The 25,161-nt window shown below is 64.4% G+C and carries 20 protein-coding genes; 15 read left to right on the top strand and 5 right to left on the bottom strand.

Annotation, left to right across the window (positions count from 1 at the left end; genetic code table 11):
• Positions 1–211: 211 nt before the first annotated feature.
• Entirely contained in the window at positions 212–4,492 is a 4,281-nt protein-coding gene (locus ABS767_RS12220) for an NACHT domain-containing protein (RefSeq protein ID WP_408078620.1), read from the bottom strand.
• A gap of 341 nt (positions 4,493–4,833) precedes the next feature.
• Between ABS767_RS12220 and ABS767_RS12215 the strand changes: the two genes are divergently transcribed.
• The 3 genes from ABS767_RS12215 to ABS767_RS12205 all read left to right on the top strand — a co-directional run bounded on the left by ABS767_RS12215 (position 4,834) and on the right by ABS767_RS12205 (position 6,384).
• Positions 4,834–5,370 (top strand): antirestriction protein ArdA, encoded by a 537-nt coding sequence (locus ABS767_RS12215; RefSeq protein ID WP_408078619.1) that lies wholly within the window; start codon positions 4,834–4,836, stop codon positions 5,368–5,370.
• Between the two features lie 2 nt (positions 5,371–5,372).
• Complete coding sequence (locus tag ABS767_RS12210; RefSeq protein ID WP_408078618.1) at positions 5,373–5,666, top strand: hypothetical protein; 294 nt, start codon at positions 5,373–5,375, stop codon at positions 5,664–5,666.
• Positions 5,667–5,808: 142 nt separating this feature from the next.
• Positions 5,809–6,384 (top strand): hypothetical protein, encoded by a 576-nt coding sequence (locus tag ABS767_RS12205; RefSeq protein WP_408078617.1) that lies wholly within the window; start codon positions 5,809–5,811, stop codon positions 6,382–6,384.
• A gap of 9 nt (positions 6,385–6,393) precedes the next feature.
• On the opposite strand, the gene ABS767_RS12200 is transcribed toward ABS767_RS12205, so the two are convergent.
• Positions 6,394–6,660 carry a hypothetical protein gene (locus tag ABS767_RS12200; protein WP_408078616.1) on the bottom strand — a complete coding sequence of 89 codons (267 nt, stop codon included), beginning with the start codon at positions 6,658–6,660 and terminating at the stop codon, positions 6,394–6,396.
• A gap of 456 nt (positions 6,661–7,116) precedes the next feature.
• On the opposite strand from ABS767_RS12200, the gene ABS767_RS12195 reads away from it, so the two are divergent.
• Positions 7,117–7,860: a hypothetical protein gene (locus ABS767_RS12195; protein ID WP_408078615.1), complete on the top strand. Its 744-nt coding sequence runs from the start codon at positions 7,117–7,119 to the stop codon at positions 7,858–7,860.
• Between the two features lie 23 nt (positions 7,861–7,883).
• On the opposite strand, the gene ABS767_RS12190 is transcribed toward ABS767_RS12195, so the two are convergent.
• Both ABS767_RS12190 and ABS767_RS12185 read right to left on the bottom strand, forming a co-directional pair.
• Complete coding sequence (locus ABS767_RS12190) at positions 7,884–8,597, bottom strand: hypothetical protein (protein ID WP_408078614.1); 714 nt, start codon at positions 8,595–8,597, stop codon at positions 7,884–7,886.
• A gap of 246 nt (positions 8,598–8,843) precedes the next feature.
• Positions 8,844–10,061, bottom strand: coding sequence for an NAD(P)/FAD-dependent oxidoreductase (locus ABS767_RS12185; protein ID WP_408078613.1), 1,218 nt, complete (start codon positions 10,059–10,061; stop codon positions 8,844–8,846).
• Positions 10,062–10,356: 295 nt separating this feature from the next.
• Here ABS767_RS12185 and ABS767_RS12180 point away from each other — a divergent pair, with 295 nt between their 5' ends.
• From ABS767_RS12180 to ABS767_RS12145, 8 genes are read left to right on the top strand one after another with little or no spacing between them, the layout of a single operon-like run.
• Complete coding sequence (locus tag ABS767_RS12180) at positions 10,357–11,991, top strand: TldD/PmbA family protein (protein WP_408078612.1); 1,635 nt, start codon at positions 10,357–10,359, stop codon at positions 11,989–11,991.
• A gap of 24 nt (positions 11,992–12,015) precedes the next feature.
• Positions 12,016–13,347, top strand: a complete 1,332-nt coding sequence (locus tag ABS767_RS12175) for a TldD/PmbA family protein (RefSeq protein WP_408078611.1) — start codon at positions 12,016–12,018, stop codon at positions 13,345–13,347.
• Between the two features lie 42 nt (positions 13,348–13,389).
• Positions 13,390–14,109, top strand: coding sequence for a DUF4159 domain-containing protein (locus ABS767_RS12170; protein ID WP_408078610.1), 720 nt, complete (start codon positions 13,390–13,392; stop codon positions 14,107–14,109).
• Between the two features lie 47 nt (positions 14,110–14,156).
• The gene (locus ABS767_RS12165; protein ID WP_456293442.1) at positions 14,157–15,131 is read left to right on the top strand and encodes an AAA family ATPase; all 975 of its coding nucleotides are present in this window, start codon (positions 14,157–14,159) and stop codon (positions 15,129–15,131) included.
• A gap of 3 nt (positions 15,132–15,134) precedes the next feature.
• Positions 15,135–16,034, top strand: coding sequence for a DUF58 domain-containing protein (locus ABS767_RS12160; protein WP_408078608.1), 900 nt, complete (start codon positions 15,135–15,137; stop codon positions 16,032–16,034).
• Entirely contained in the window at positions 16,031–17,170 is a 1,140-nt protein-coding gene (locus ABS767_RS12155; RefSeq protein ID WP_408078607.1) for a BatA domain-containing protein, read from the top strand. The genes ABS767_RS12160 and ABS767_RS12155 overlap by 4 nt, the downstream gene beginning before the upstream one ends.
• Positions 17,167–19,278, top strand: a complete 2,112-nt coding sequence (locus ABS767_RS12150) for a DUF4175 domain-containing protein (RefSeq protein ID WP_408078606.1) — start codon at positions 17,167–17,169, stop codon at positions 19,276–19,278. The genes ABS767_RS12155 and ABS767_RS12150 overlap by 4 nt, the downstream gene beginning before the upstream one ends.
• A gap of 1 nt (position 19,279) precedes the next feature.
• On the top strand, positions 19,280–21,088 hold the full coding sequence (locus tag ABS767_RS12145; RefSeq protein ID WP_408078605.1) for a carboxypeptidase regulatory-like domain-containing protein: 1,809 nt from the start codon (positions 19,280–19,282) through the stop codon (positions 21,086–21,088).
• Positions 21,089–21,139: 51 nt separating this feature from the next.
• Here ABS767_RS12145 and ABS767_RS12140 read toward each other — a convergent pair whose 3' ends face one another.
• The gene (locus ABS767_RS12140; protein WP_408078604.1) at positions 21,140–22,246 is read right to left on the bottom strand and encodes a 5-methyltetrahydropteroyltriglutamate--homocysteine S-methyltransferase; all 1,107 of its coding nucleotides are present in this window, start codon (positions 22,244–22,246) and stop codon (positions 21,140–21,142) included.
• 81 nt (positions 22,247–22,327) lie between these two features.
• Between ABS767_RS12140 and ABS767_RS12135 the strand changes: the two genes are divergently transcribed.
• From ABS767_RS12135 to ABS767_RS12125, 3 genes are read left to right on the top strand one after another with little or no spacing between them, the layout of a single operon-like run.
• The gene (locus tag ABS767_RS12135) at positions 22,328–23,350 is read left to right on the top strand and encodes a Rieske 2Fe-2S domain-containing protein (RefSeq protein ID WP_408078603.1); all 1,023 of its coding nucleotides are present in this window, start codon (positions 22,328–22,330) and stop codon (positions 23,348–23,350) included.
• A complete protein-coding gene (locus ABS767_RS12130) occupies positions 23,347–23,772 on the top strand; it encodes a MarR family winged helix-turn-helix transcriptional regulator (protein ID WP_408078602.1) in 426 nt (141 codons plus the stop codon). Before ABS767_RS12135 ends, ABS767_RS12130 begins: the two co-directional genes overlap by 4 nt.
• Positions 23,773–23,820: 48 nt before the next feature.
• A complete protein-coding gene (locus tag ABS767_RS12125) occupies positions 23,821–25,143 on the top strand; it encodes an MFS transporter (protein ID WP_408078601.1) in 1,323 nt (440 codons plus the stop codon).
• The last annotated feature ends 18 nt before the right edge of the window (positions 25,144–25,161 follow it).

The raw sequence follows: 25,161 nt of genomic DNA, 5'->3' as shown, positions 1-25,161 counted from the left end.
TGCTGCGCTTCATTTTCGTCCGACTCCTTCGAGGCGGACTCTACCCAAAATCGGTCACATTCCAGGGGCGCACGTCAGCGGTTTTCAAAGAGACCTCGGAGCATGCAGGTGGGCGCTATCGGAGCGCTGGAACAGAATGGGAACCGGGGCAAGGAGAGCATGGTGCCGACCGCCTTAGATCGACCACTCAGCGCGATTCACCCGACGATGTCTATACTGAGCCCTTGCGCCGCCGGGTCAGGTCGATCCCCACCACCCGAACGTCATCGATATTAGGATACCGTGCCGAGATCGCCTGCCAATGGAGTTCGAGCGCACGGACCAAGCCTGAAAAATCGACCTGTTCGTTTGAGTCGGGCAACTCCCAATGCTGCTTCGTGCCGCGATAGACCAAGGCGAATAAGCCACGATTAGAGCGAGGGTCCCGCAGATAATCGCCGCATAGCTGGTTCTCCAGCCGCTCAAACAGTTCAGGGCCGGTCCAATTATCCGCAAGTTTTAGCTCGGCCGGTACCGGTGCATCGAAGCCCATGCCGTGGAACCTCAGGTCCATGCGCTTATCGTCGGCCAACTCCTCTTCCTGGGGAATGTGGTAACGCCCCTGCGCCCTGTCACGCAGCCAGTCCCCGATATACTTGCGCATATCGGTTTCTTTGGTCGCCCCCTTGATGAGGATATCCGCGATGCTGCTGTCGCCATGTTCGAGATTGTCCTTGAGATCGAGCAACCGCATTTGGGCCAACTCGAATAGCTCCCGATGATTACCCGGCGTGCGCTCAATGACGGTCTGAAAGTCCAACGTTTGTTGCACCGTCCAAGGCGTCAGGTCGGCATCAAGTTCGGCCTTGGTTTTCGCGTGGTGCTGCATCCAAGGCCGGGAAGACGGCTCGGGGTGGAACTGCGCGAGATCAACAAGCGCGAGATAGGCCTCCTTCCCGGGAATTTCCTTCAAGAGGGAGAAAAGCTGATTACGCGCATCTTGCGCATTGTCTCTCAGGCCTGGCGAATAAACACCCTTGCCCGCCCGATGAATATCGTCCTTCTCCCGCACATAGAGATGGGTGAGCGCGTAAAGGTCTTTGAGGTGCTTCGGCGTCCGGAACGCCTCGCCGATTTTAATCGGGTTCCGGCGACTTCCCACCAGGTAGGTAATGAATTGCATGACCAGCCGGGTCTGAGAGGCTGGCACCTTTACGGTCTTCAAACGCGCGGTGAGAGCGGGGATCGCTTTGTCCGGCTCTAGGCTTGTCCATACAGCGAACCAGCGCGCCGCATGGGCAAGCCGGCGGTCCCGGCTTCGTTCTTCCGCCAGTTTCGCAATCTCCCCCTCAGCGACGCCCGCCCCGGCGATGACCGTTAGGATATGCCCGAGATTGGTGAGGTTCTTCGGCTCACGCGCCTTAAGCCGGGCAAGCAACCCAGCGCTCACCTCCTCCCATGCCCACATGCCGCTATGGCTAAGGTCCGACAGGATATAGTTGGTATCCCGCTTCGCTTGCTCCACGCGCAAATCACGATCGACCTCAACAAGCAGGAGATCGCTGATCAATTTTGGGAAACGCTCAAAGAGCGACGGCAACCACGCAGGAAAGCCGTTCAGCTCATCCATCGCATACCGAAAGGCTATCTCCGCTTCGTGCTCCGTAAGCGAAGCAGCCCAGTTCTCGGATTCCCGCCATTCGATGTTGAGGCCAGTCAGGCCGAAAATGACGCGAAACGGGGTGCTATTGTCCGCTTTGCCCTCCGACCTGAGCCTTGGCTTATAACGACGCCAGTACGCTACGACCCCGTCACGAAACGCTTCAGCGATTTCCGGGCTGAACTCCGCCGTGAGCACGCGCCAATTTCCGTGACTCCAATGGGCATTGTTCTCGTCAAGAGCCCGCATTTTCTCGTGAACATAATACTGGGCGTCCGTTATGGCCGTTTTGTCGGGAAGCCCCGGGTCACGAAGCAGCGCAACATTGTCAGCGAGATACTCCTTCCATTTACGTTCGTTCTCGGTGTCCGCTGCCTCACGCCGTTTAGCGCTGCGCGCCCATTTCACGTTTTGCTTTTTCCATCTCCTCATTTCGGCGGACATGGGCGGTGGGCGCAGATGGTTTTTTAGGGCTGCGCGAAGGGCTGGGGTTTCGGCGGCGGACTTCATCGCATCACGCCATTTCCGGGGACGGCCAGCTTGCACGTAAAGCTTGAACGCTAGCGACAGCGCGACGAGACGATCGTCCTTCACGGTTCGCGTGGAAACGTACTCCAGCACGCGATCGAACGCTTCGGGCGTGAACTGCCAGTACGATCCGAAAATCGAGACCTGCCAAACAGCAGTGATCCGCTCACGCTTCTTCTTCTCGCGGAAGCGTCTTGCCTGCCCGACATCGTGCCAGAAGAGCGCGTCGTTGAGTTCAATCCACTGGCCAACAAGACCCGGCAAGTCCGATTTGATGCCTCGAAGATTCCAGTCCCCATAATGTTGGACGGACGGCAGCCGTTGCAGTGTGGACAGGCAGGCAGTTTGCAACGCGGCCGAGTGCCGTTCCTTGAGCAACCGTTCCGTTATGCGAATGGCGCTCTCGATCAGCCAGCCATGGCGCTTGGAGATTTCACAGAAGCGGCGTTCTAGGACCGGTCGCTTGCCCAGCAGCGTGTGCAATCCATCCAGCAGCCGCACAGCCCTGTCGATATCGAGCGAGGCTGCAAAAACGTCCAAGGCGTCTGGCAGCCGATCGACCGTATGGGCATCCTTGCTCTTAAGCTTTGCTAGGCAGGCGAGAACCCATGCAACGGCCTCGTCACTGTCAGGTAATTCATCGAGAAGTTCAGCAAACCATTCGCGCTTGAGAGTTGCAGCCTCAGCTAGGAACTGATCCCTAACCCGCTTTCGATCAGCATCCGCCCCAACTGCCCGCACCGCCCGAAAGGCAGAAATCCGGGAATAGTGATTTGCCTTGGGGTCTAATGCCACGGCCATCGCCTCTGGCAGTGCGTCCCTCAGCTCGCCATGCCAGACCATCCGCAGCAGGAAGTTCTGGATCTCAGGCTTGCCTTCATATTCGGCGAACAGGCTTTTGACATCAGCAGCGATGTCCTTGTCTGCGAAACGCTGAATTGCGCGATAATCCGTGGTCGAGCTGCGCAGGACCCCGGTCTTCATCTCCTCGCACACGTCACGCACGATCGCCTGGCGCGTTGAAGGGGGCAGCGCTTTCGGCTCTCCGCCTTCGAAAATCAGCTCGGGCGAGATCGCAAGCGCGCGTTCCCGGATTTGGTCATCCAGCAGGATCAACCATACCAGCACCGGCCGCATCGCTGGCGTAATAACCTCCAGCCCATACTGCTCGCGGAAGAACAGCGATTCGATTTTGCGCCGTGACGTTTCTCGGTCGAGCAGGCCTTTGAACCATTCGGCAGTAAGGTACTCGCGGACGGTGCGGTGGTGAAAACGAACCGTCCGATAGATGGCCTCGTCGAATATCGGCCTGGCCAAAAGTGCCGCGCATTTTTTATCGTCCCAGCCCGGCAAGACATGGGAGATCACCAGGCCCTTGGTGTTTTCGACGCCATCAGGCACCCGGATCGTCGATTCCTGCGCCATGGTCGCAGCTGCCGCCACGCTGCGAGCACCAGCCATCGCCTCAGAAACGGCGAGCGGTAGGGCCTCCGCACGGTTCTGATCGCGTTCCGCCAGTCGCCGCGAAATACTGGACTGCATCAGCTCCAGTCGGTTCCCGATGCGACCGTGACGATTCCAATAGTCGATCAACTCGGCAAGATCGTCAGGGCGTGCCGCCATGGGCCACGCATCGGCGCGTTCAATGGCGTCAACGAACGGCTTCGGATTCGATATGCCGCGAGCCTTCGCAAAAAGCTCGACATGCGTCTGATTCAGGTCATCGAGCGCCACAAAGAGGAACGAGCTTTTAGCGTTCTGATTTCCACCTTCTTTAACTTCCCCATCCGATTGCTCGGGCGTGGGAGGGATAAATTTCAGGTGTTGCTCGCAAAGGCGGCGGTCGGTGATCGGTCGCCATGCAGAACCTCTGCTCGTGAGAACAATATGCGTCCGCTGGAGCGCAGCGCCTAGGCGTGTGCCGATTTTGCGTATCGCGCGCTCAAAATCCTTGGGCTCGCGTAGCCGTGCTTCATCGACCGAATCGAGGAACAGCCACCCACTTTCATCACCCGACAGCCATTGCCCGAACTCAGCGAGTGTACCCTCTTCAAACGCGATATCGAAGTCGTCGGCGACATGCTCCAGTCGCAAGAAGAATGCTTGCTTTCCTTCACCACGAAGGGTCTGCGCCGCATGCCGGATCTCCTCCGTCTTCCCGGCCCCTGCCTCGGAGAGAATGACCGTGCGATGGCGCGATTGAAGGTCCGACCAGTTCAGCCCCTTGCCATATCGTAAGAGGCGATAGTCGAACTCATCGTCATCGGTGTCTTTTAGGGATAACTCCCGAAAGGTCCGTCCAAGGTCAATATACTGGTCAGTCAAGGCACGCTCTTCGTCTGGCTTGGTGGGCGCAGCCTATTCGAAGACGCGCAGCAAGGTAAATCAAAACAAGAACAGAATTCTGTGGAATGCGTTGCCTTCGGCCCGCGCTCTAGGCGCTGTGCGCCCGGAGCCTGGGTCTCCGCCCATTCGGGTGACGATCGCTAACGTCTAGCTGGGGCGCTGCCCCTAGCGCGCTGCGAAGCGCCTTCCGCCCAGCTTCCTCCACTTCGTTCCGTGCAGCCGGTTCCCCGCGAAGCCGCCTACTCCGCTTGCCCCCCGATGCTCGCCGCATGGGCAGGTTTTCAGATCGCAGCTGAAACCCAATCCAAACGGAGGCAAAAATGGGAGCCATCATTACCAACCAGACCGACCAACCCCGTATCTATGTCGCGTGCCTTGCCGCGTACAATAACGGCTATTTGCATGGCGCGTGGATCGACGCCGCGCAGGAGCCGTGGGCGATATGGGATGCCGTGCAGGACATGCTTCGGGCGTCACCCGTTGCCGAGGCCGAGGAATGGGCCATCCACGACTATGAGGGCTTTGGCGGTGTCCGCATTGAGGAATACACGGGCTTTGAGCGCGTGAGTGAACTGGCGTTGTTCATCACCGAACATGGCGCGATCGGCGCAGCGTTGCTGGAGCATTTTAGTGGTGATCTCGACGAGGCGCGCGAGGCCATCACCGACCGCTATCATGGCAGCTTCGCCAGCCTTGCCGACTATGTGCAGGAGCTGACCGAGGAGACCACCGAGATCCCGAGCGCGCTGCGTTACTACATCGACTATCAGGCGGTGGCGCGCGATGCGGAGATCAATGGCGACCTGTTCACCGTCACCACCGCATGGGATGCGGTGCATGTGTTCGCGGGGGGCTGACCATGGAGCAAACCGCGTATTGCTTTGCATGGCAGGGCATCGAAATTCAGGTCATCTACACCCAGCGCAAGTGGGATGTCATCGACCATCTGGAAATCCGCAGCATCGCGTCGGAACGCGCACCATTGCCGATCACTACCACCGGCTACCGCTCGCACTTCATGCAGCCCGGCACCGTCGAGGCGCATGGTGGTGACGTCGTGGCGCAGGTCATCGCGTGGCTGGACGAGGAGGCGGCCAAGCCGGAATGGCGGGCTTTCGTTGAAGCCAGCAGACAGAGTGACTTGTTCGAGTAGCCTGCCCCGTCAAAATGATCTTTGAGCTGGGCGGGCCATCGCGCTGGATGATCGTCCACACCTTTTTTGGCTTCCACGAGCGCCGACGCTGTTGGCTTTGCACCGCATGAGATGTAATTAGGCGATCCGCTCGGAGGGCCGCATGGCGTCTAGCGAAGTAAGGCTTTTGCCTAATGCCTATATCGGAGACTCTCCCGAGTTGCCGTTTGCGGAACTGCTACCGACAGTTTCCCGGTTCGGTATCAACCCGTTGCATCGTGTTTGGCACGCGAGCTTCCCTGTTTTAGGCAAACATGTCGCACTGGACCCTATCGTCTACAACCGTAAGGCGCATGGTCCTCGCCTGACCGTGGTTGGAACAAGCGAAACAATTCAATACCCACTACCGCTCGAATATCGTAGAATCGACGGATTGAGCGATGAAGTTGCACAGTTAAAGGACTACCTACCCCGATCAAGACTTGCTCTGATGCAGCACAGTTTCTGGTCTATTATTGTGCGGGAGCCGGGACTTCGACGCCTCGCCAATGAATTGCATGAAATGGGAAAGCCCCTTGTGGGCGACGTTGTGCAAATGACCCCCGAGGAGCTAGCGCGGGACGCTTACGCCTCGCCTCGCGAGATAGCGTTGCTTCAAGGCGTGCTCGCCAATGCCGACCTCGCTCTGGGAACGAAAATCGCCAATTGGTCAGCCACGCGGCAAACGCGTGGTCGATAGGTCGCACGGTCAGGGCCACCGAACCTTGGCGAGGCTGCGCCACACACTTCCAGCGACTTTACTACCCGCCGCCAAAGCCTCGCGTGCCGTAATCAGCAGGGCGCGGGCGATGATTGCAATAGCCGTCAATGTGCCGATCTGATGAAGCTCAGACTGCCGTGCAAATGATAGCCAAAGATCATGCGCGCACCGACAGTCGCTGTACGCGCGCCAAAGGACGACGAGAAGCAGCAGCTCGATGCCCCGGTTCAAATAGGTTGCCGTAATACGATCCATGACAGGTCTCCTTTCCAGACAACCCAAACATGGATAAGTCACTATATAAGAACAATTTTCTGCGAGGATAAGCTAGTCTGCTCGCGACTTGCTGGTATTCGTGCACGGCACCCCCGTCATCGTGGCGATAGCACGAACTAGAAGTGCACATCGGTAGGTCCACAGGTTGCAGGAAGGGCTCAATCGGCAGAGCTCCGCTTCACTCAGCTAGTAAACTATGCGCCGCAGCATCTGATTGCATCCCAGGGGGGTTGGCACCGCCGCCTCGTGGCCCGAACCAGCAGGACCAGTCCAACCGCGTAGGAAATTGGTGAACGGCTCGATAAGCCTCGCGAGCCCTCGCGAGGCTTATCGAGCCTCGCGAAGTGTCAACTCGTGAACTCTAGACATTCCTACTATCTTGATGACTGGATTCATGCGATTAGCGTTGACAATAGACAAAGGGGGGAAGCCGGCATGGCCGGACCTGAAGAATCGCCCGAACGGAAGCGGCCTGAGCATTACTCAGTGCTGCTGCGCGAACCGATCAGCCTTGAAAAGGGCCAAGACAGCTTCGACGGCTGGGAATTCGCCCACGGCGCGCGTCAACGCTTCTACGTCGATGGCATGCAATGGTTCGCTCGAACGAGCGGCATACAGCGCGCCCAGGACTTAGATCGGTATGGCCCACTTGCAGCGGAAACGATCGAGCATGGGATGACTTGGCATCAGATGCCTATGTCCGGGAATAACTGGAACGATTGCTCAGACATTCAATTTCGTCGCGCACGCAATCGCCATCCGATGTTTTTCCAAAAGGCGGCACTGGTGATTCTAGCCTGCGAATTAGCACTGGCCGACAGGATTCGCGTGGGCCGGGTCAACGACAAGACGGTCACTGCACTCGACGTTTATAGCAAAATGTCGATTATTCCCGCGTGCTGGCATATCGACGATTTCGATCGCGCGGCACTCAAGACGCTTATCGAAAGCGATGAAGAGGCGCTAACGAAACTGCGCGATGCAGCGGCGCAGACAAAAAAGACGTTCGTCGAGCACATGGTCGTTGGACACACCGTCACCCTCAAGACTGCCAAGGCCGTGAAAAAGTACCTCGACGAGAATCACCCGCATCTCGGCGTAGGGGCGATTAATGCGCGCCTCTCAAACGGCCTCGGCACGAAGAACGCTACCGAATTCGAGCATATCGACGTCACTTGAACGACGGCGCCGCATCCGCCCCCTCACTCTAGACCAAACAAGGATTGCTCCTTCTGAGGCGAGCTGCTCGCCCAGATCGTGGTAAGCCTTTCGCCCGGTGCGTCGCCGTCAGCGAGCATCACACCACCGTACAGGCGAAAACGCCAGATGGTCAGAGCGGGATCACCCACGCCCTGGGCTCCTTCGTAATCGAGCAAACCATCTCCAACGGACACGGCGACCCTCACTTTGGCATTGAGGGCAAGCAGGCCTTCCATTGCCTGCTCCCCCACGCGCGCGAGCGTTCCAGCACCAATGAAATGAGTGCTCGGGATCACCACGCCAAAATGATGAAAGGCCAAGCCGCGCGCGAGCATCGCAAAGAGCGCGTCCAGCTTCGTTCCATCAAATGGGATTGCCAGCGTCGGCAGAATGACCCCGTTCTGCTCTACCCAGATCGTTTGCTGCCCAGTGGCCAGCTCACGATGCAAACGTGGGTTCTTAGCAAGACGCCGAGGCACTTCCGCTTCGAGCATCTCCGAGGAGCCCGCGTGCCGCCCGCCGAAGGGCAATACCGCCGATAGATAATGCTCCAAATCGGACTTCGCGCGATTGCACGGTGTGCAGGCAGGCACTTTCGGCATGTTGCCGCGATGCTCGACCGGCAAAAACTCACGCGAAAACACATGGTCCGCGCTGTCCGAGATGCCGGGTCCAGCGCAGTAGACGCATGTCTTGCCTCTGTGTCGCTTGCTCATCGGCCTTCAGGCTACTGATCCGCGTGGACGCTGCAACGAGTATACCGGCTGAAACACTCCGCCGCTGGCCACGCAACTAGCTCATTTTCTTAGCACATGCCCTTCCCTAATCAGACTTTTATCTTTTATATTCAATACTTTGTGATTATTATTTTTCGAACTTGAAATCCGTAGGGCTTTTGCCCATGGGGGTTCGAGTCCCCCCGCCCGTACCAGCTCAGCGTTCGCGTCAAATGGTGGTGCGAGTCACGCCAACTCCTTGAGCGGAATGTCGGCGTCCGCGAGCCGGGTCGGATCGGGCGACAGGCGCTCGGTCACCAGCTTGCGGCCCTGCACGAAGTCCTTGGTGGCGTTGACGCAGTCGAGCGCGATCACCCTGCCCTGCTTGAGATAGACGACCGAGAAGCTGCGGCTCGCGGGCTCGCCGCGCACCACGCACTGATCGTACCCACCCGACAGGCCGACCGTCTGCAGCTTGAGGTCGTATTGGTTCGACCAGAACCACGGCACGGCCTCGTAGTGCGCGTCGAGCCCCGCGATCGTCTTGGCCGCGACACTCGCCTGGTCGTTGGCATTCTGAACCGATTCGAGCCGGATCTCGGCGCCGTCCGCAAATCCATTGGCATGCAGCGCGCAGTCGCCGATCGCGAAGATGTCGGGCAGCGAGGTGCGGCACTGCGCATCCACCGCGACGCCGTTGCCCCCCTGTGCCCCAGCCGCGATCAGCGGTTCGACCGCGGGCACGATGCCAATGCCGACGATCACCAGCTCCGTCGGGATCACCTCGCCATCGGCTAGGCGCACGCCGGTGACCGTGCCCTCTCCCTCGATGCAGTCGACCGCGACGCCGAGCCGGACATCGACCCCGTGCGCGCGATGCTCGTCTTCGTAGAAACGCGACAGGGGCTCGCCCGCGACGCGCGCCAGCACCCGGTCGAGCGCCTCGAGCAGCACCACCTGCTTGCCGAATTCGGCGAGCACTGCCGCCGCTTCGAGCCCGATATATCCGCCGCCGATGACGACGGCGCGGGTCACGTCACCCATCTCGTCGATCATGCGGTCGGCGTCGGCCCGCGTGCGCACGGTATGGACGCCCTTGAGCGCATTGCCCTCGCACGACAGCCGCCGCGGCGATCCGCCGGCCGCCCAGATGAGCGAGCCATAGCCGATCGTCTCGCCGCTTTCGGTCGTCACGCTGTGCGCGTCGGGATCGACCGAAACCACACGCGTGCCGGTTCGCATCGCGATGTTGCGTTCGTCCCAGAAGGCGGCCGGGCGGATCAGGATACGCTCGAACGCCTTCTCACCGGCAAGATATTCCTTGGACAGAGGGGGACGTTCATAGGGCAGTTCGGGTTCGTCGCCGAGGATCGCCACGCTGCCCGCAAACTTCGCCTGGCGCAACGCGATTGCCGCCTGCGCGCCGCCATGGCCGGCTCCGACGATCACGACGTCATAGTGCATCTTGAACTCCCCACCCTCTTCATCCGGCGCCAAGCGACGCCCGAACGATTCGACCGGTCAAATGCCCGCAGGAGGTCGAGCAATCAACTAAGGCACGCGATTCAATCGGATACGAACGGGTATCGCGTCGGTGACGAACGATACGAAAAGTGCCTTACTGACATAAAACGGTTTGACGCCTTCGCGTGACGACGTCAGAAATGGGTATCCCCTGCCGACAGGCCGGGCGACATCGAGAATGCCGGATCGGGGCGCGGATCAGCAGCCGCCTCAACGGCCGTCAGGGAGATTTTAGGTGGAAAGACGGGATTTTCTGGCGTTCAGCAGCTTCGCCGCGGGCGCCGCCGTGACCCCTGGCTTTTTCGGCAAGGCGATTGCGGCCAGCGCGTTGCAGGACCGGATCGAGGTGGCGGTGAAGAAGCGTCTCGCTGACGCTGCTCTCGGCGCCGCAAAGAGCGCGGGCGCGACCTATTGCGACGTACGCGTCGGCCGGTATCTCCGCCAGTTCGTGATCACCCGCGAGCGGAACGTCCAGAGCATCGTCAACACCGAGTCGACCGGCACGGGCGTGCGCGTGATCGCCGACGGCTCCTGGGGCTTCGCGGCCACCAACGAACTGACCGAGGACGCGGTGGCCAAGGCAGCGCGGCAGGCGACGGCCATCGCCAAGGCCAACGCCCGCATCCAGACCGAGAAGGTCCAGCTTGCCCCCACCCCGGGGGTCGGCGAAGTGAGCTGGCGCACGCCGATCAAGAAGAATGCGATGGATGTGCCCGTTGCTGAGAAGGTCGCGTTGTTGATGGACGTCAACGGGGCCGCACTGGGCGCGGGAGCGAGCTTCGTGAACTCGATGCTGTTCCTGGTGAACGAGCAGAAATATTTCGCGTCGACCGACGGATCGTACATCGATCAGGACGTGCACCGCATCTGGGCGCCGATGACGGTGACCGCGGTCGACACGACGACCGGCAAGTTCCGCAGCCGCGAGGGCCTGTCGGCCCCGATGGGGCTGGGCTGGGAATATATGGACGGTGCCGCGAAGGACAAGTTCGTCCTGCCCAACGGCCTGACCACCTACGGCATGTCGTACGACATGAAGGAAGATGCGATCGCATCGGCCAAGGACGCGCAGGCGAAGCTGAAGGCGCCGTCGGTCAAGCCGGGCAAGTACGACCTGGTGCTCGATCCCAACCATCTGGGCCTCACCATCCACGAATCGATCGGTCACCCGCTCGAGCTCGACCGCGTGCTCGGCTACGAGGCCAATTACGCCGGCACCAGCTTCGCCACGATGGACAAGCGCGACGCCGGGTTCAAATATGGCAGCGAGATCGTCAACGTCTTCGCCGACAAGATCCAGCCGGGCTCGCTCGGCGCGGTCGGCTATGACGACGAGGGCGTGAAGACCAAGCGCTGGGACCTGATCAAGGGCGGCACGCTGGTCGATTACCAGACGATCCGCGACCAGGCGCACATCGTCGGCAAGAAGGAATCGGACGGCTGCTGCTATGCCGACAGCTGGTCGAGCGTGCAGTTCCAGCGCATGGCCAACGTCTCGCTGGCGCCGGGCAAGGCCAAGATGTCGCCCGCCGACATGATCGCGCAGGTCGAGAACGGCATCTACATCGCTGGACGCGGCTCGTTCTCGATCGACCAGCAGCGCTACAACGCGCAGTTCGGCGGGACGGTGTTCTACGAGATCAAGAACGGCAAGCTGGGCCAGATGCTGGAGGATGTCGCCTATCAGATGCGCACCCCCGAATTCTGGGGCGCGTGCACCGCGATCTGCGATGCCAGCGACTATCGCATGTTCGGGTCGTTCTTCGACGGCAAGGGCCAGCCGAGCCAGGTCTCGGCGGTCAGCCACGGATCGTCCACCACCCGTTTCAACGGCATCAACGTCATCAGCACCGCCCGGTCGCTGGGCTGAACGCGCGCGCAGGAGTAACCAGATATGAGCATCCTTACCGAAGCGCAGGCAAAGGCCATTCTCGACAAGGTCATCGGGTTTTCGAAGGCCGATGAGACGAGCGCGCAAATCGGCGGCGGCATCGCGGGCAATGTCCGCTTCGCCCGCAACAACATCTCGACCGCAGGCGTCGTCGACGACACCGAACTCGCCGTGCAGGTGGCGTTCGGCAAGCGCGTGGGCATCGCCACGATCAACCAGTTCGACGATGCCTCGCTCGAACGCGTCGTGCGCCGCGCGGAAGATCTGGCCAAGCTGGCGCCGGAAAATCCGGAATTTATGCCCGCGGTCGGCAAGCAGACCTATCGGCCGAGCAGTACGTTCAGCGAGGTGACCGCCGCGCTGACCCCGGAAGCGCGGGCGAAGATCGCCGAAGCGTCGATCGCGCCGTGCCGCGCACAGAATCTGGTCGCGGCCGGGTTCCTGGAAGACGGCCAGAACTTCGTCGCGCATGCCAACTCGCGGGGCAATTTCGGCTATCAGCGCTCGGCACAGGCCGATTACACCTGCACCGTCCGCACCGAGGACGGGCGCGGATCGGGCTGGGTCGGCCGCAACGTCAAGGACATCTCGACCTTCGACGCCGGGGAAGACATCCAGATCGCGATGCGCAAGGCGGCGGCGTCGGCCGAGGCCAAGGCACTGGAGCCGGGCAAGTACACCGTGATCCTGGAGCCGGCAGCGGTCGCCGGGCTGGTCAGCTTCATGATGAACTTCTTCGACGCGCGTTCCGCCGACGAAGGGCGCAGCTTCCTGTCCAAGAAGGGCGGCGGCAACAAGATCGGCGAGCAGATCATGGATCCGCGGGTCAACATCTATACCGACCCGTGGCATGCCGAGGTACCGGTGCTGCCGTGGGACGGCGAAGGCCTGCCGCGCCAGCGCACGCAGATCATCGACAAGGGCAAGGTCGCCAACCTCGAATATTCGCGCTTCTGGGCCGCCAAGCAGGGCAAGCCCGAAACCGCGAGCTGGGGCAATGTCATCATGGATGGCGGTACCAAGTCGACCGCCCAGCTGATCGCCGGGACCGAGAAGGGCATCCTGGTCACCCGCACCTGGTATATCCGCATGGTCGATCCGCAGACCGTGCTGCTGACCGGCCTGACCCGCGACGGCACCTTCTATATCGAGAACGGCCAGCTGAAATATCCGATCAAGAACTTCCGCTTCAACGAGAGCCCGGTGATCATGCTCAACAATATCGACGAGCTGGGTCGTTCGGTGCGCGTCAAGGCGGATGAGGGCGGCACGATGATGCTGCCGCCGATGAAGCTGCGCGACTTCACCTTCACCTCGCTGTCCGACGCGGTCTGAGGCGACAGAGGGCGGGCGCGGGCCCGCGGGAGTAGAGTAGCTGTGACCCGCGCCGAAGTGCTGAGATTATTGGGTGGCGGGCTGGCCGGCGCGATGCTGGCCGGCCCGCTTGCCGCCGCTCAGCGCAAGGCTGGATCGGGCGCGGCAGGGTATGATTTCTGGTTCACCCGGCTGAGCTACAATTCGGGCGACTGGGACGTCGATCAGCGCATGCCGGCGAACCTGCTGACCTCGCTGGTCGATTACACCAATTTGCGTGTCGATCCCAAGGAGCGGGTGATCGCGCTGAGCGACCCCAAGATGCTGTCGGCGCCCTTCTGCTACCTCGCCGGGCACAAGGCGGTGGAGTTCTCGGACGCCGAGCGGCGCAATTTCGAACGCTATGTGCGCAACGGCGGCTTCGTCTTCGTCGACGACTGCAACCACGATATCGACGGGCTGTTCGCCAAGTCGTTCGAGGCGCAGATGGGCCGCATCTTCGGACCGAAGGCGCTGCAGAAGCTGCCCAACACCCACCGGCTCTATACGAGCTTCTTCAAGTTTCCCGGCCCGCCGGCGACCAGCTTCGAGCTGAACGGATGGGGCGACGATCTGGTGCACGACTATCTGAAGGGCATCACGATCAACGACCGGCTCGGCCTGCTCTACAGCAACAAGGATTATGGCTGCGAGTGGGACTATGACTGGCGCAACAAGCGCTTTCTGGCGGAGGACAACACGAAGTTCGGCGTGAACATCGTGATGTACGCGCTCACCAATTGAGGGACCCGGACGACGTGGCTAAACAGGCATCCGTAAACGAAGCCGAGGTGGCAGGTCGGCTGGGCAAGCTCGACGATCTCAAGCGTGCCATCGCCACCGCGATCGTCGGGCAGAGCGACGTCGTCGACCAGTTGCTGATCGGTCTGCTCGCGGGCGGGCATTGCCTGCTCGAAGGCGTGCCGGGGCTTGGCAAGACGCTGCTGGTGCGCACGCTCGGCGAAGCGCTCGAACTCGATTTCCGGCGCGTGCAGTTCACCCCGGACCTGATGCCGAGCGACATTCTGGGGACCGAGCTGCTCGAAGAGGATCATGGCACCGGCCATCGCAGCTTCCGCTTCCAGCAAGGGCCGGTGTTCACCAACCTGCTGCTCGCCGACGAGCTTAACCGCACCCCGCCCAAGACGCAGGCCGCGCTGCTGGAGGCGATGCAGGAGAAGACGGTGAGCTATGGCGGGAAGACCTATCAGCTTCCCCGCCCGTTCTTCGTGCTGGCGACGCAGAACCCGCTGGAGCAGGCGGGCACCTACCCGCTGCCCGAGGCGCAGCTCGACCGCTTCCTGCTCCACGTCCGCGTCGGCTATCCGTCCGAAGCCGAGGAACGCGACATTCTCTCGCTGACCACCGGCGGCGCAGGCGGCGCCGTGCCGCGCGTGATGGGTGCCGACGACGTGCTGGCGCTGCAGGCATGGGTTCGCGACGTGCATCTGAGCGACGACATGCTTGGCTGGATCACCGCTTTGGTGCGTGCGACGCGACCGGGCGACGCGGCCGCGCCGCAGGCTGTGGCGGATTATGTCCGCTGGGGCGCTGGCCCCCGCGCCGGACAGTCGCTCGTCTTATGTGCCAAGGCCCGCGCGCTGCTGCACGGGCGGCTGGCGGCCACGCGCGACGATATCGCCGCGCTGGCCGCACCGGTGATGCGCCACCGCCTGCTGATGTCGTTCGCGGCGGAGGCGGAGGGCAAGAGCGCCGACGACGTCGTCGCCGCGCTGCTCGCCCATTTGCCCCCTCCTGCCGCCTGATCCATGGCGCGCGCGCCGATCTCGATTCCGCCGCAGGTCCGCAGCCGATTGAAGCGGTTGGGACTGACGACGCGGCGCGCGATCGGCGACCGCGGGATCGGCGCGCATGCCAGCCGCAGCCGCGGCGCCGGCCTCGAATTCGCGCAATATCGTGCTTACGAACTGGGCGACGAGCCACGCCAGATCGATTGGAAGCTGTACGCCAGATCGGACAAGTTCTTCGTACGCGAGGCCGAACGCGAAAGCCCGATCGCGATCTGGATCCTGATCGATGCGAGCGCTTCGATGGCGCAGGCCGACCGTGCGACCCCGGACTGGTCGCGTTTCGACGCCGCCGCGATGCTTGCCGCGTGCGTTGCCGAACTGGCGATGCAGCAGGGCGACCGGTTCGGCTGGATCGTGCTGAACGAAGAAGGCATGACCGTCGCGGAACCACGGGGCGGGCGGCGCCAGCGCGACCGGTTGCTCGTGGACCTGGCGCGTGCGGGCGCGAACGGGAGCTTCCCCGACGCGTCGAGGCTCGCGCCACTGTGGGAGCGGATCGGTGCGAACGACATCGTCCTGTTGCTGAGCGACTGTTTCGACGACGGCGCGGTCGCGCTGGTCGAACGGCTCGCCAAGGCGGGGCGCGATGCTCTGGCGATCCAGTTGCTGACGGTCGAGGAGCGCGACTTTCCGTTCGACGGCGGGTTCCGCTTTCGCGATGCGGAAACCGACGCGGAGCTGATCGGTGATGGCGCATCGTTGCGTGATCGCTATCTTGCGCGCTTCGCCGCCGCCCGCGCGGCGCTGAACGACCGGCTCGATGCTGCCGGCATCCGGCACGCCGCCTATGTCCTGGACGAGCCGATCGACCGGCCGCTGCACGCGCTGTTCGCACGCGCGGGCGGAGCGCGGGGATGACGCCACTGCTGCTGTTTCCGCTGGGCCTGGCCGCGCTGGTGGCGCTGGCGGTGCCGCTCGCCATCCATCTGCACCGACGCACCGAGGAAATTCCGGTCGACTTCGCCGCGTTGCGCTGGCTCGACCCGCTGCCCCGGCCCCGGCGCAAGCTGCGGTTCGACGAATTGCTGCTGCTGGCGGTGCGGCTGTTGCTGGTGGCGCTGATCGCGCTGTTGCTCGCGCAGCCTGCGATCCTGGGGGTCGAGGACCGGACCCGAAACGTCCTCGTCGCGCCGGGAGCTGATGTGCGGGCTGCGCGCGAAATCGCCGGTCCGGATGCCGATGCGCGCTGGATCGCCCCCGGCTTCCCTGCCCTCGATACCGAGCCGCCGACCCGCGACGCGCTCTCCAGCCTGATCCGCCAATATGATGCGGAACTGCCGCCCGAGGCGTCGCTCACGATCGTCGTTCCGCCGCTGCTCGATGGCGTCGATGCAGAACCGTTGCGGCTGACCCGCGCCGTGCGATGGAAGATTGCGGGCGACCGCAGCGAGGCGGAGCGTCCGACACCGCTGCCGGCCCCGGCCCTCGTCGTTCGGCATGCCGGGCAAGGCGCCGAGGCGGTGCGCTATTTTCGCGCAGCGGCGGCGGCATGGGGGGCGCAGGACGGGTTCGACGCCGGAAGCGGGAGCGACTTGCCCAATCCGGATCGCGTCCTCGTCTGGCTGAAGCCCGGGCCGGTCCCGGCGGCGGTCACCGACTGGGTCGCGCGGGGCGGGACCGCCTTGCTCGCTGATGCCGCTCGGGTGGCGATGCCCGGGGATGCCCACAGCGAATGGCGCGATGCGGGCGGATCGGTGCTGGTCGAGGGTGCGGCGGTGGGCGATGGCCGGTTGCTGCGGTTCACCCGGCCGCTGACCCCGGCGGCGATGCCGGATCTGGTCGATCCCGACTTCGCCGCACGGCTGCGGGATTTGCTCGCGCCGCCACCCCCGCCGCCGATGCGGGTCGCTGCCGAGCGGTTCGCGCCGACCGCCGGTGTGCGCGCCTATCCCCTGCCCCCCTACCCGCTCACCCAGTGGTTGGCGGTGCTGATCGCCGCCGTCTTTCTCGCGGAACGCTGGCTGGCGACGCGGCGGCGGAGGCTGGTCGCATGAGCGCCGATCTCCTTTCCGACTGGACCCGCGCGGCGCGACTGCGCGCAGCCCTCAACGTCATGCTGGTGGGCGCGCCGTCGATCCTGATCGCCGGGGCCGCGGGATGGCGGTTTGGCGGCATCGGCTGGGCGATCGCGCTGGCGCTGCTGAGTGCCGCCGTCGTCGCGCTGGCGGCGGCACGTGCCGCGGGCGTGCTCGACCGCGCGGGGCTCGTCCGTCGTCTCGATGCGCGGGAGCCGGGGCTGGAGGACAGCGCCGAGCTGCTCGTTGCGGAGACGGCCCTCACTCCGCTCCAGCAGCTTCAGCGCGACCGGATCGAGCGACGCATCGTCGCGATCGATCCCGAGACGCTGATCGACCGCTGGTCGCGCAGGCGGATCGCCGTCGCCTGGACGATCGGTGCGGTCGGCGTCGCGTCGCTCCTGCTCTGGCCGGACTCGCAGCCCGCGCCGCCGCCGCTCGCGCCCGCGGCGGAGGGCAGTGTTGCCGCGCCGGGTGTGCCGCGCCTGACCGGACAGCGCGTCCGCATCGTGCCGCCGGCCTATACCGGCCTGCCGCCGCGCTATTCCGACCGGCTCGATATCCGCGCGCCGGCCGGCTCGCGGATCGAATGGACGCTGGCGTTTGCGCCGCAGCCTGTGCGCGCCGAACTCGCACTCGTCGGCGGACAGCGCCTGCCGCTCGCGCCGGGCGACGCGGGCTGGACGGGGTCGCTCCGGCTTGATCGCCCGCTGCTCTACCGCGTCGTTGCGCAGGGGATGCGCGGGACGCCGCCGCCCCACCGGCTGGATCCGATCGCCGACGCCCCGCCGCAGGTGCGCGCGATCGAGCCGGCGCAGGGACTCGTGCTGGTCCGCCCGGGCCAGCGCAGCTGGCGCGTCGTGTTCGAAGCGACCGACGACTATGCCGTCGCGCCGACCGCGCGCTTCGCGATCACGCTGGCGCAGGGCGACGGGGAGAATGTGAGCTTCAGCGAACGCAGTCTGATCGTCCGGGGATCGGGCTCCGCGAAGCGCAAGCGCTTTACCGCCGACCTGAACCTCGCCGCCTATGGATTGCAGCAGGGCGGCGACCTCGTCGTCCAGATCACGGTCGCCGATACGCGATCGCCCAGCCCCCACATCGTGCGCGGCCCGGGCGTGATCCTGCGCTGGCCGCCCAAGCCCGCCGAACTGGCGGACGGGCTGGACATGATGTCGAAGCGGGTGATGCCCGCCTATTTCCGCAGCCAGCGCCAGATCATCATCGACACCGAGGCGCTGATCAAGGAGCGCCGGAAGCTCTCCGCTGAAGCGTTTCTGGAGAAATCCGATACGATCGGGGTCGATCAGCGGCTGCTGCGGCTCCGCTATGGCCAGTTCGTCGGGATGGAGGCGGAGGAGACGCCCAAGCCGCCCTTGCCGATCGCCGAGCGCGACGGAGACAAGCCGTCGGAGCCCGAGCATCATGACGGCGATGGGCACGATCATGGCGCGGCCCCGGAATCGCCGGTGTTCGGCAGTCTGGGCGATGTCACCGCGGAGTTCGGCCACACGCATGACGAGAGCGAGGCGGCGACATTGCTCGATCCCGACACGCGCGCGATGCTCAAGCTCGCGCTCGACGAGATGTGGCAGGCCGAACTCAATCTGCGTTCGGGCAAACCCGAAGCCGCGCTGCCGTTCGAGAACCGCGCGCTCAACTATATCAAGAAGATCCAGCAGGCGACGCGCATCTATCTGCCGCGGGTCGGCGCGCAGCTTCCCCCGGTCGACATGTCCCGGCGGATGACCGGCAAGCGCGAGGGGATCGCCAGCCGTTCGGCAGCGCTGACGCGCTTCGCGATCGACGATGCGGTCCCGGCGGAAGCGTGGCGGACGCTGGCGGGGCCGGGTCCGATCGATTTTGCCGCACTGGAGCGATGGCTGCGGACAAACAGTGCGCGCGTGCGCGATCCGCTGGCGGTGCTCGCCGCGATCGATGCCGCACGCACCGCGCCCGATTCCTCGCAAGCCCGCGCACGGCTGCGCGACCAGCTGTGGCGTGTGCTGACGCGACCACCGGCCCAGGTGCGCAGGCGTGGCGACGGCGGCGCGCTCGGCCAGCGTTACACCCGGGGTCTGCGCTGAGATGGCGGGCCCGGAACTGATCGCCGCCGCGCTGATCGCGCTCGCCACGCTGGTTGCCATCGTCCGGTTGGCAATCGTGCGCCGCGACAGCCGCGCCGCGCTGCTCGTCGCGCTGATGCTGGCGAGCGCCGCTTTGCTCTATCTCACCTTGTCCCCGCCACGCCTTCCGGTCGGTGGCGAGACGCTGGTCGTGGCAACGGCGGAGGCGCCTGCCACCATCGCGGCCGGGGCAGGCGAGCGTGTGGTCTCGCTTCCCGAGGCGCCTGCCGTCGTCGGTGCGGAGCGCGTCCCCGATCTCGCCACCGCCGTCCGGCGCTATCGCCAGGTCCAGCGCATCCGTATTGTCGGCCGCGGCCTGACCGCGCGCGATCGCGACAGCGATGTGGGGGTACCGGTCGCGTTCCGTCCGATCGCCGTTCCGCCCGGGCTGATCCGGCTTGACCCTCCCGCCGACGTCCCGGCGGGAAGTGTCTTCATCCTATCGGGCGCGGCGCGGGGGTTGAACGGCGGGAGTGCGGAACTCCTCGACCCGGCGGGGCGCCGGGTGGACCAGCGTCGCATCGGCGAAGATGGCGCCTTCAGCATGGGCGGCACCGCACGCACCGCGGGGCTGGCGCTGTTCACCGTGCGATTGCGCGACGCGCGCAAGGCGATCGTTTCCGACACGCAACTCCCCGTGCGCGCGTCGACGACGCGCCCGACGCGCGTTCTGCTGGTCGGCGCGCCATCGCCGGAGACCAAATATCTGCGCCGCTGGGCCACCGATTCGGGACTGGATCTGACCAGTCAGCTCGATGTCGGCGGGGCCGTGCGACTGGGGGACGCGCCGGTGTCGCTGAGTGCCGCGACGCTGGGGCGGGCCGACGCGCTTATCATCGATGACCGGAGCTGGAATGCACTCGGCCAGGGCACGCGCGCGAGCGTCGCGCAGGCAGTTCGTAACGGGCTGGGCATCGTGGTGCGGATGACCGGCCCCGCGACGCCCGAGCTGCGGCGGAGCTTGCGTACGATCGGGCTCGCCATCGAAGGCGGCGCGGAAACCCAGCCGGTCGCGCTGCCGCCGCTGGCGGCCGATGGCGATATGCTGGAGGCCCGTCGCGGCCCGGGGGAAGCAGACGCGCCGGACGACCTCAATGCCCTTGACGATCCCGTGCCGCAATTGATGCGCTTCTCCGTCACCGGCGGGCGCGACCTGGTCCCCGCCATCAGCGACGATGCAGGTTCAGTGCTGGCTGGCTGGGAACAGCTGGGCCAGGGTCGGGCGGCGCTATGGACGGTCGCGGACAGCTTTGCGCTCGTGCTGAACGGGCAGGCCCAGCGCTATTATCAATGGTGGAGCGAAACGCTGAGCGCGGTGGCGCGGCCGGATCGACGCTTCCGGCCCGATCTGCCCGCCCTGGCGCGCGTCGGCGATCGGGTGCCGATCTGTGGGCTGGAAGGGCGTCCCCGGGTGGTCGATCCCGCTGGCGAGACGGTTCCCGTCGCGATCGATCCGCGCAGCGGCCAGCGCGGTTGCGCCGCCTATTGGCCGAAGCGGCCGGGCGTGCACGAGGTGGTGCAGCCGACAGCCGCAGGCGCGCGCAGCTTCGCGTTTTATATCCAGCCGGCAGCGGCACTTGCGCCGCTGCGCGCGCTGGAGACGGCGGAGGCGACGAGGGTGTGGGCGGAGCGGCAACAACGCAAAACCATGTCGACCCCGCCCGACCGCGACGGCCCGGCCTGGCCATGGTTTCTCGGATGGCTCGTCGTCAGCGCCGCGCTGTGGATCGCGGAACGCCGCTGGCGAAGGCCGGGGGTCCAAAGGGCGTAAATCCCGCGGAGTGCCGCCCGCACGGGTGTCAGCGTGCGGGCGGCGACGGCTTCAGCCCCAAATGTCCTTCGCCACGTCGATCACCAGCCGCATCTTCGCGGCCTGCTGCTCGACCTCGATATCGTTGCCATGGACGGTCGAGGAGAAGCCGCACTGCGGCGAGAGTGCCAGCTGGTCGAGCGGGGCGAACTTCGCCGCCTCGTCTATGCGGCGTTTGACGTCGTCCTTCGACTCCAGCTCGCCGAGCTTGGTGGTGACGAGGCCGAGCACGACGGTCTTGCCCTTGGGCACGAACCGCAGCGGCGCGAAGTCGCCCGAGCGCGGATCGTCATATTCGAGGAAATAGCCATCTATGTTCAGTTCGTTGAACAGCACTTCTGCGACCGGCTCGTAACCGCCCTCCGCCGCCCAGCTCGACCGGAAATTGCCGCGGCAGAGGTGGACGCAGACGGTCATGTCGGCGGGCTTGTCGCGGATCGAGTCATTGATGATGCGCGCGTAGAGGCGCGGGAGCTCGTCGGGGTCCATGCCGCGCTTGCGCGCATTTTCACGCTGCGTGTCGTCGCACAGATAGGCGAGGTTGGTGTCGTCGAGCTGGAGATAGCGGCAACCGGCATCGGCGAGGCTGGCGATCTCGGCGCGATAGGCGGCGGCTAGATCGGTGTAGAAGTCCTCGAGATCGGGATATGCTGCGCTGTCGATCGCGTCGCGGCCGCCGCGGAAGTGCAGCATCGTCGGCGAGGGGATCGTCACCTTCGGCGTGCGCGACGTGCAGCTTGCCAGAAACTCATAGTCCGCGCGCTGGATGTCGCGGGCGTGCGCGATCTTTCCGGTGATCTTCATCACCGGCGGCGCGTAGGAGAGTTCCTTGCCGCCATGCTGGTGGAAATGCACCGCGGTGCCCCCCGCCTCTTCCACGCCGTCGAGCTGGAGCAGGAAATCGGTGTGGAAATAGGTGCGGCGGAATTCGCCGTCGGTGATCCCCTGAAGCCCGAGATCCTCCTGGAACTTCACTACGCCGCGGATCGCCTCGTCCTCGACGGCGCGCAATTCGGCGGCGTCGATGCTGCCTTCCTTGAACGCGGCGCGCGCATCGATCAGCGCCTTTGGGCGAAGGAAGCTGCCGACATGATCGGCACGGAAGGGGGGCGTGGGCATCCTCGAAACTCCTTGCGGTTTTTGTAAGTGTTACATACAAACTACTGCAAAGATCGATAGGACAGAGAGAGGAGCGAGGCAATGACCTGGATCGTCAACCGCTGGTATGTCGCCGCGTGGGATTCCGAAGTGGATCGCGCGCCGATCGCCCGCACCATCTGCGGCGAGCCGGTGATGCTCTACCGCAAGCTCGACCGCAGCATCGTCGCGATGCGCGATGCGTGTCCGCATCGCCTGTTGCCGCTATCGATGGGGTTCAAGGAGGGGGATTCGATCCGGTGCCGCTATCACGGCCTGCTGCTTGGCCCCGATGGCTGCGCCACCGAAATGCCGATCAAGTCGGAAAAGGTGCCGAAGGCGGTCTGCGCGACGCTCTACCCGGTGGTGGAGAAGCATCGCTTCGTCTGGATCTGGATCGGCGAGGCAGCCAAGGCGGACCCGGCGCTGATCCCCGATTTCTGGCCGTGCAGCGCGACCGGCTGGACCTTCGACGGCGGCTACAACCATATCAACTGCGACTACCGGCTGGTGATCGACAATCTGATGGACCTGAGCCACGAAACCTGGGTCCATCAGGGGTCGATCGGGCAGCATGAGATTACCGAGGCGCCGATCGAAACGGTCGTCGAGGGAGAGGAGGTGAAGGTGCGCCGGTGGATGCCGGGGATCGAGCCACCGCCCTTCTGGCGCGATGCGCTCAAGTCCGCCGGTCCGGTCGACCGGTGGCAGGTCTGTCATTTCCTGCCCCCGTCATCGGTGTTGATCGATGTCGGCGTGTCTCCGGTCGAAGCCGGTGATACGATCGAAAGCCACGATTCGGGGGTTCGCGGTTTCGTCGTCGATGCGATGACGCCGGAGAGCGAGACCACGACGCATTATTTCTGGGGCATGGCGAGGAACTTCGACATCGACGACGCAGGCTTCACCGCACGGTTCAAGGCGCAGCAGGGCCAGGTCTTCGACGAGGATGTCGAGGTGCTGGAAGCCCAGCAACGCAGCATCGATGCCAACCCCGACATGAAGCTGCGCGGCTATTCGATCGACCAGGGCAGCGTGCGCGCCCGCGCGATCATCCGCAAGCTGATGGATATGCAGGCCGCATGAGCATCGGCCGGGGCGATCTCGACCGCAATCTCGGGCTTCGTCTGCGGCGCGCGCACGGCGCGGTGCAGCGGCATTTTGCGGACCATTTCGCCGATCTTGGCCTGACGCAGAAGCAGGTATCGGTGCTGTGGCTGACCGGCGATCACCCCGATCTGGCGCAGGCCGATCTGGCGCAGGCGCTCGACATGGATCGCGCGACGACGATGGCGCTGGTCCACGGGCTCGAAAAGCGCGGGCTGCTGTCGCGCAGCCCGTCGCGCACGGACGGGCGGCGGATCGCGTTTCGCCTGACCGATGCGGGCGAGACGATGCTGAAAGACGCACGCGCGGCGATCGTCGCGCATGAGGACTGGCTGAAGGCGCGATTCAGCAAGGCGGAACTGGCAACGCTTGAGGAATTGCTCGCGCGCATCTATCGCTGACTTGTTTGCCGATATAACAATGGCCGGAGAGCGGCCGATGGAGGGGAAATGGCTACCGATCCGCGTGCAGTGATCGACCAGGCACCGATGTCCCGGTTCCAATGGGGTGTGGTGGCGACGATGGTCGGCCTGAACGCACTCGACGGGTTCGACGTCCTTTCGATCAGCTTCGCCTCTCCCGGCATCGCCGCCGATTGGGGCATCGACCGTGCCCAGTTGGGTATCGTGCTGTCGATGGAGCTGGTCGGGATGGCGATCGGGTCGCTTTTCCTGGGCGGCATTGCCGACCGGATCGGCCGGCGCGCGACGATCCTCTCCTGCCTCGCGATCATGTCCGTCGGTATGCTTGGCGCGGCGAGCGCGGGCGGCGTGTATACGCTGATGTCGTGGCGCGTGCTGACGGGCCTCGGCATTGGCGGCATGCTCGCGGCGACCAATGCCGCGGTGGCAGAGGCGGCGAACGCCAAGCACCGCTCGCTTGCCGTGGTGCTGATGGCGGCGGGATACCCGGTCGGAACGATCGTCGGCGGCTCGATCTCGGCGGTGCTGCTATCGATGTACGACTGGCGCGCGGTGTTCGTGTTCGGCGCGGCCTGCTCGCTGCTGTTCGTACCGCTGGTATTGTGGCGCGCGCCGGAGTCGGTCGCCTTCCTGATGCACCGGCGCCCGCCGGACGCGCTCGAGCGGATCAACGCCAACCTCGCGCGGATGGGGCATCCGCCGATCGACGCGCTGCCCGCGCCCGATGTGGTGACGACGCGCAAGGCGCCGCTGATCAATCTGTTCTCGCCCGCGCTGATGCGCCCCACCCTGCTGCTGACGCTCGCCTATCTGGCGCACATCATGACCTTCTATTTCATCCTGAAATGGATTCCGAAGATCGTGGTCGACATGGGCTTTCCCCCGCCCGAGGCGGCGGGCGTGCTGGTGTGGGCCAGCATCGGCGGCGCGACCGGATCGCTGATCCTGGGGCTGCTGACCGGCAAGATCCGGCTGCTCGCGCTCACCGTGGTGGCGATGCTGCTGTCCACCGCGCTGGTGATCCTGTTCGGCCGCGGACAGAGCGACCTGGCGGGATTGTCGATGGTCGCGGCCGCAGCCGGCTTTGCCACCAATGCCGGCGTGGTCGGCCTGTATGCGCTGATCGCCCAGTCCTTCCCCACCGGCGTGCGCGCGACGGCGACGGGCTTCGTCATCGGCGTCGGGCGCGGCGGATCGGCGCTGGCGCCGGCGCTGGCGGGCTTTCTGTTCGCAGCCGGATATGGCCTACCGACGGTGGCGATTCTGATGGGGCTCGGATCGATCGTCGCGGCCGTGGCGCTGCTCGCCATGCGAGGCTGGAAACCGCCGGTCGAAGGCGCAACCGGTTGACAGCGACGGTCCCGGCCG

It is taken from the genome of Sphingomonas plantiphila, from assembly GCF_046000505.1.
Lineage (GTDB): Bacteria > Pseudomonadota > Alphaproteobacteria > Sphingomonadales > Sphingomonadaceae > Sphingomonas > Sphingomonas plantiphila.
This window is presented reverse-complemented; position numbering and strand designations above follow the sequence as displayed.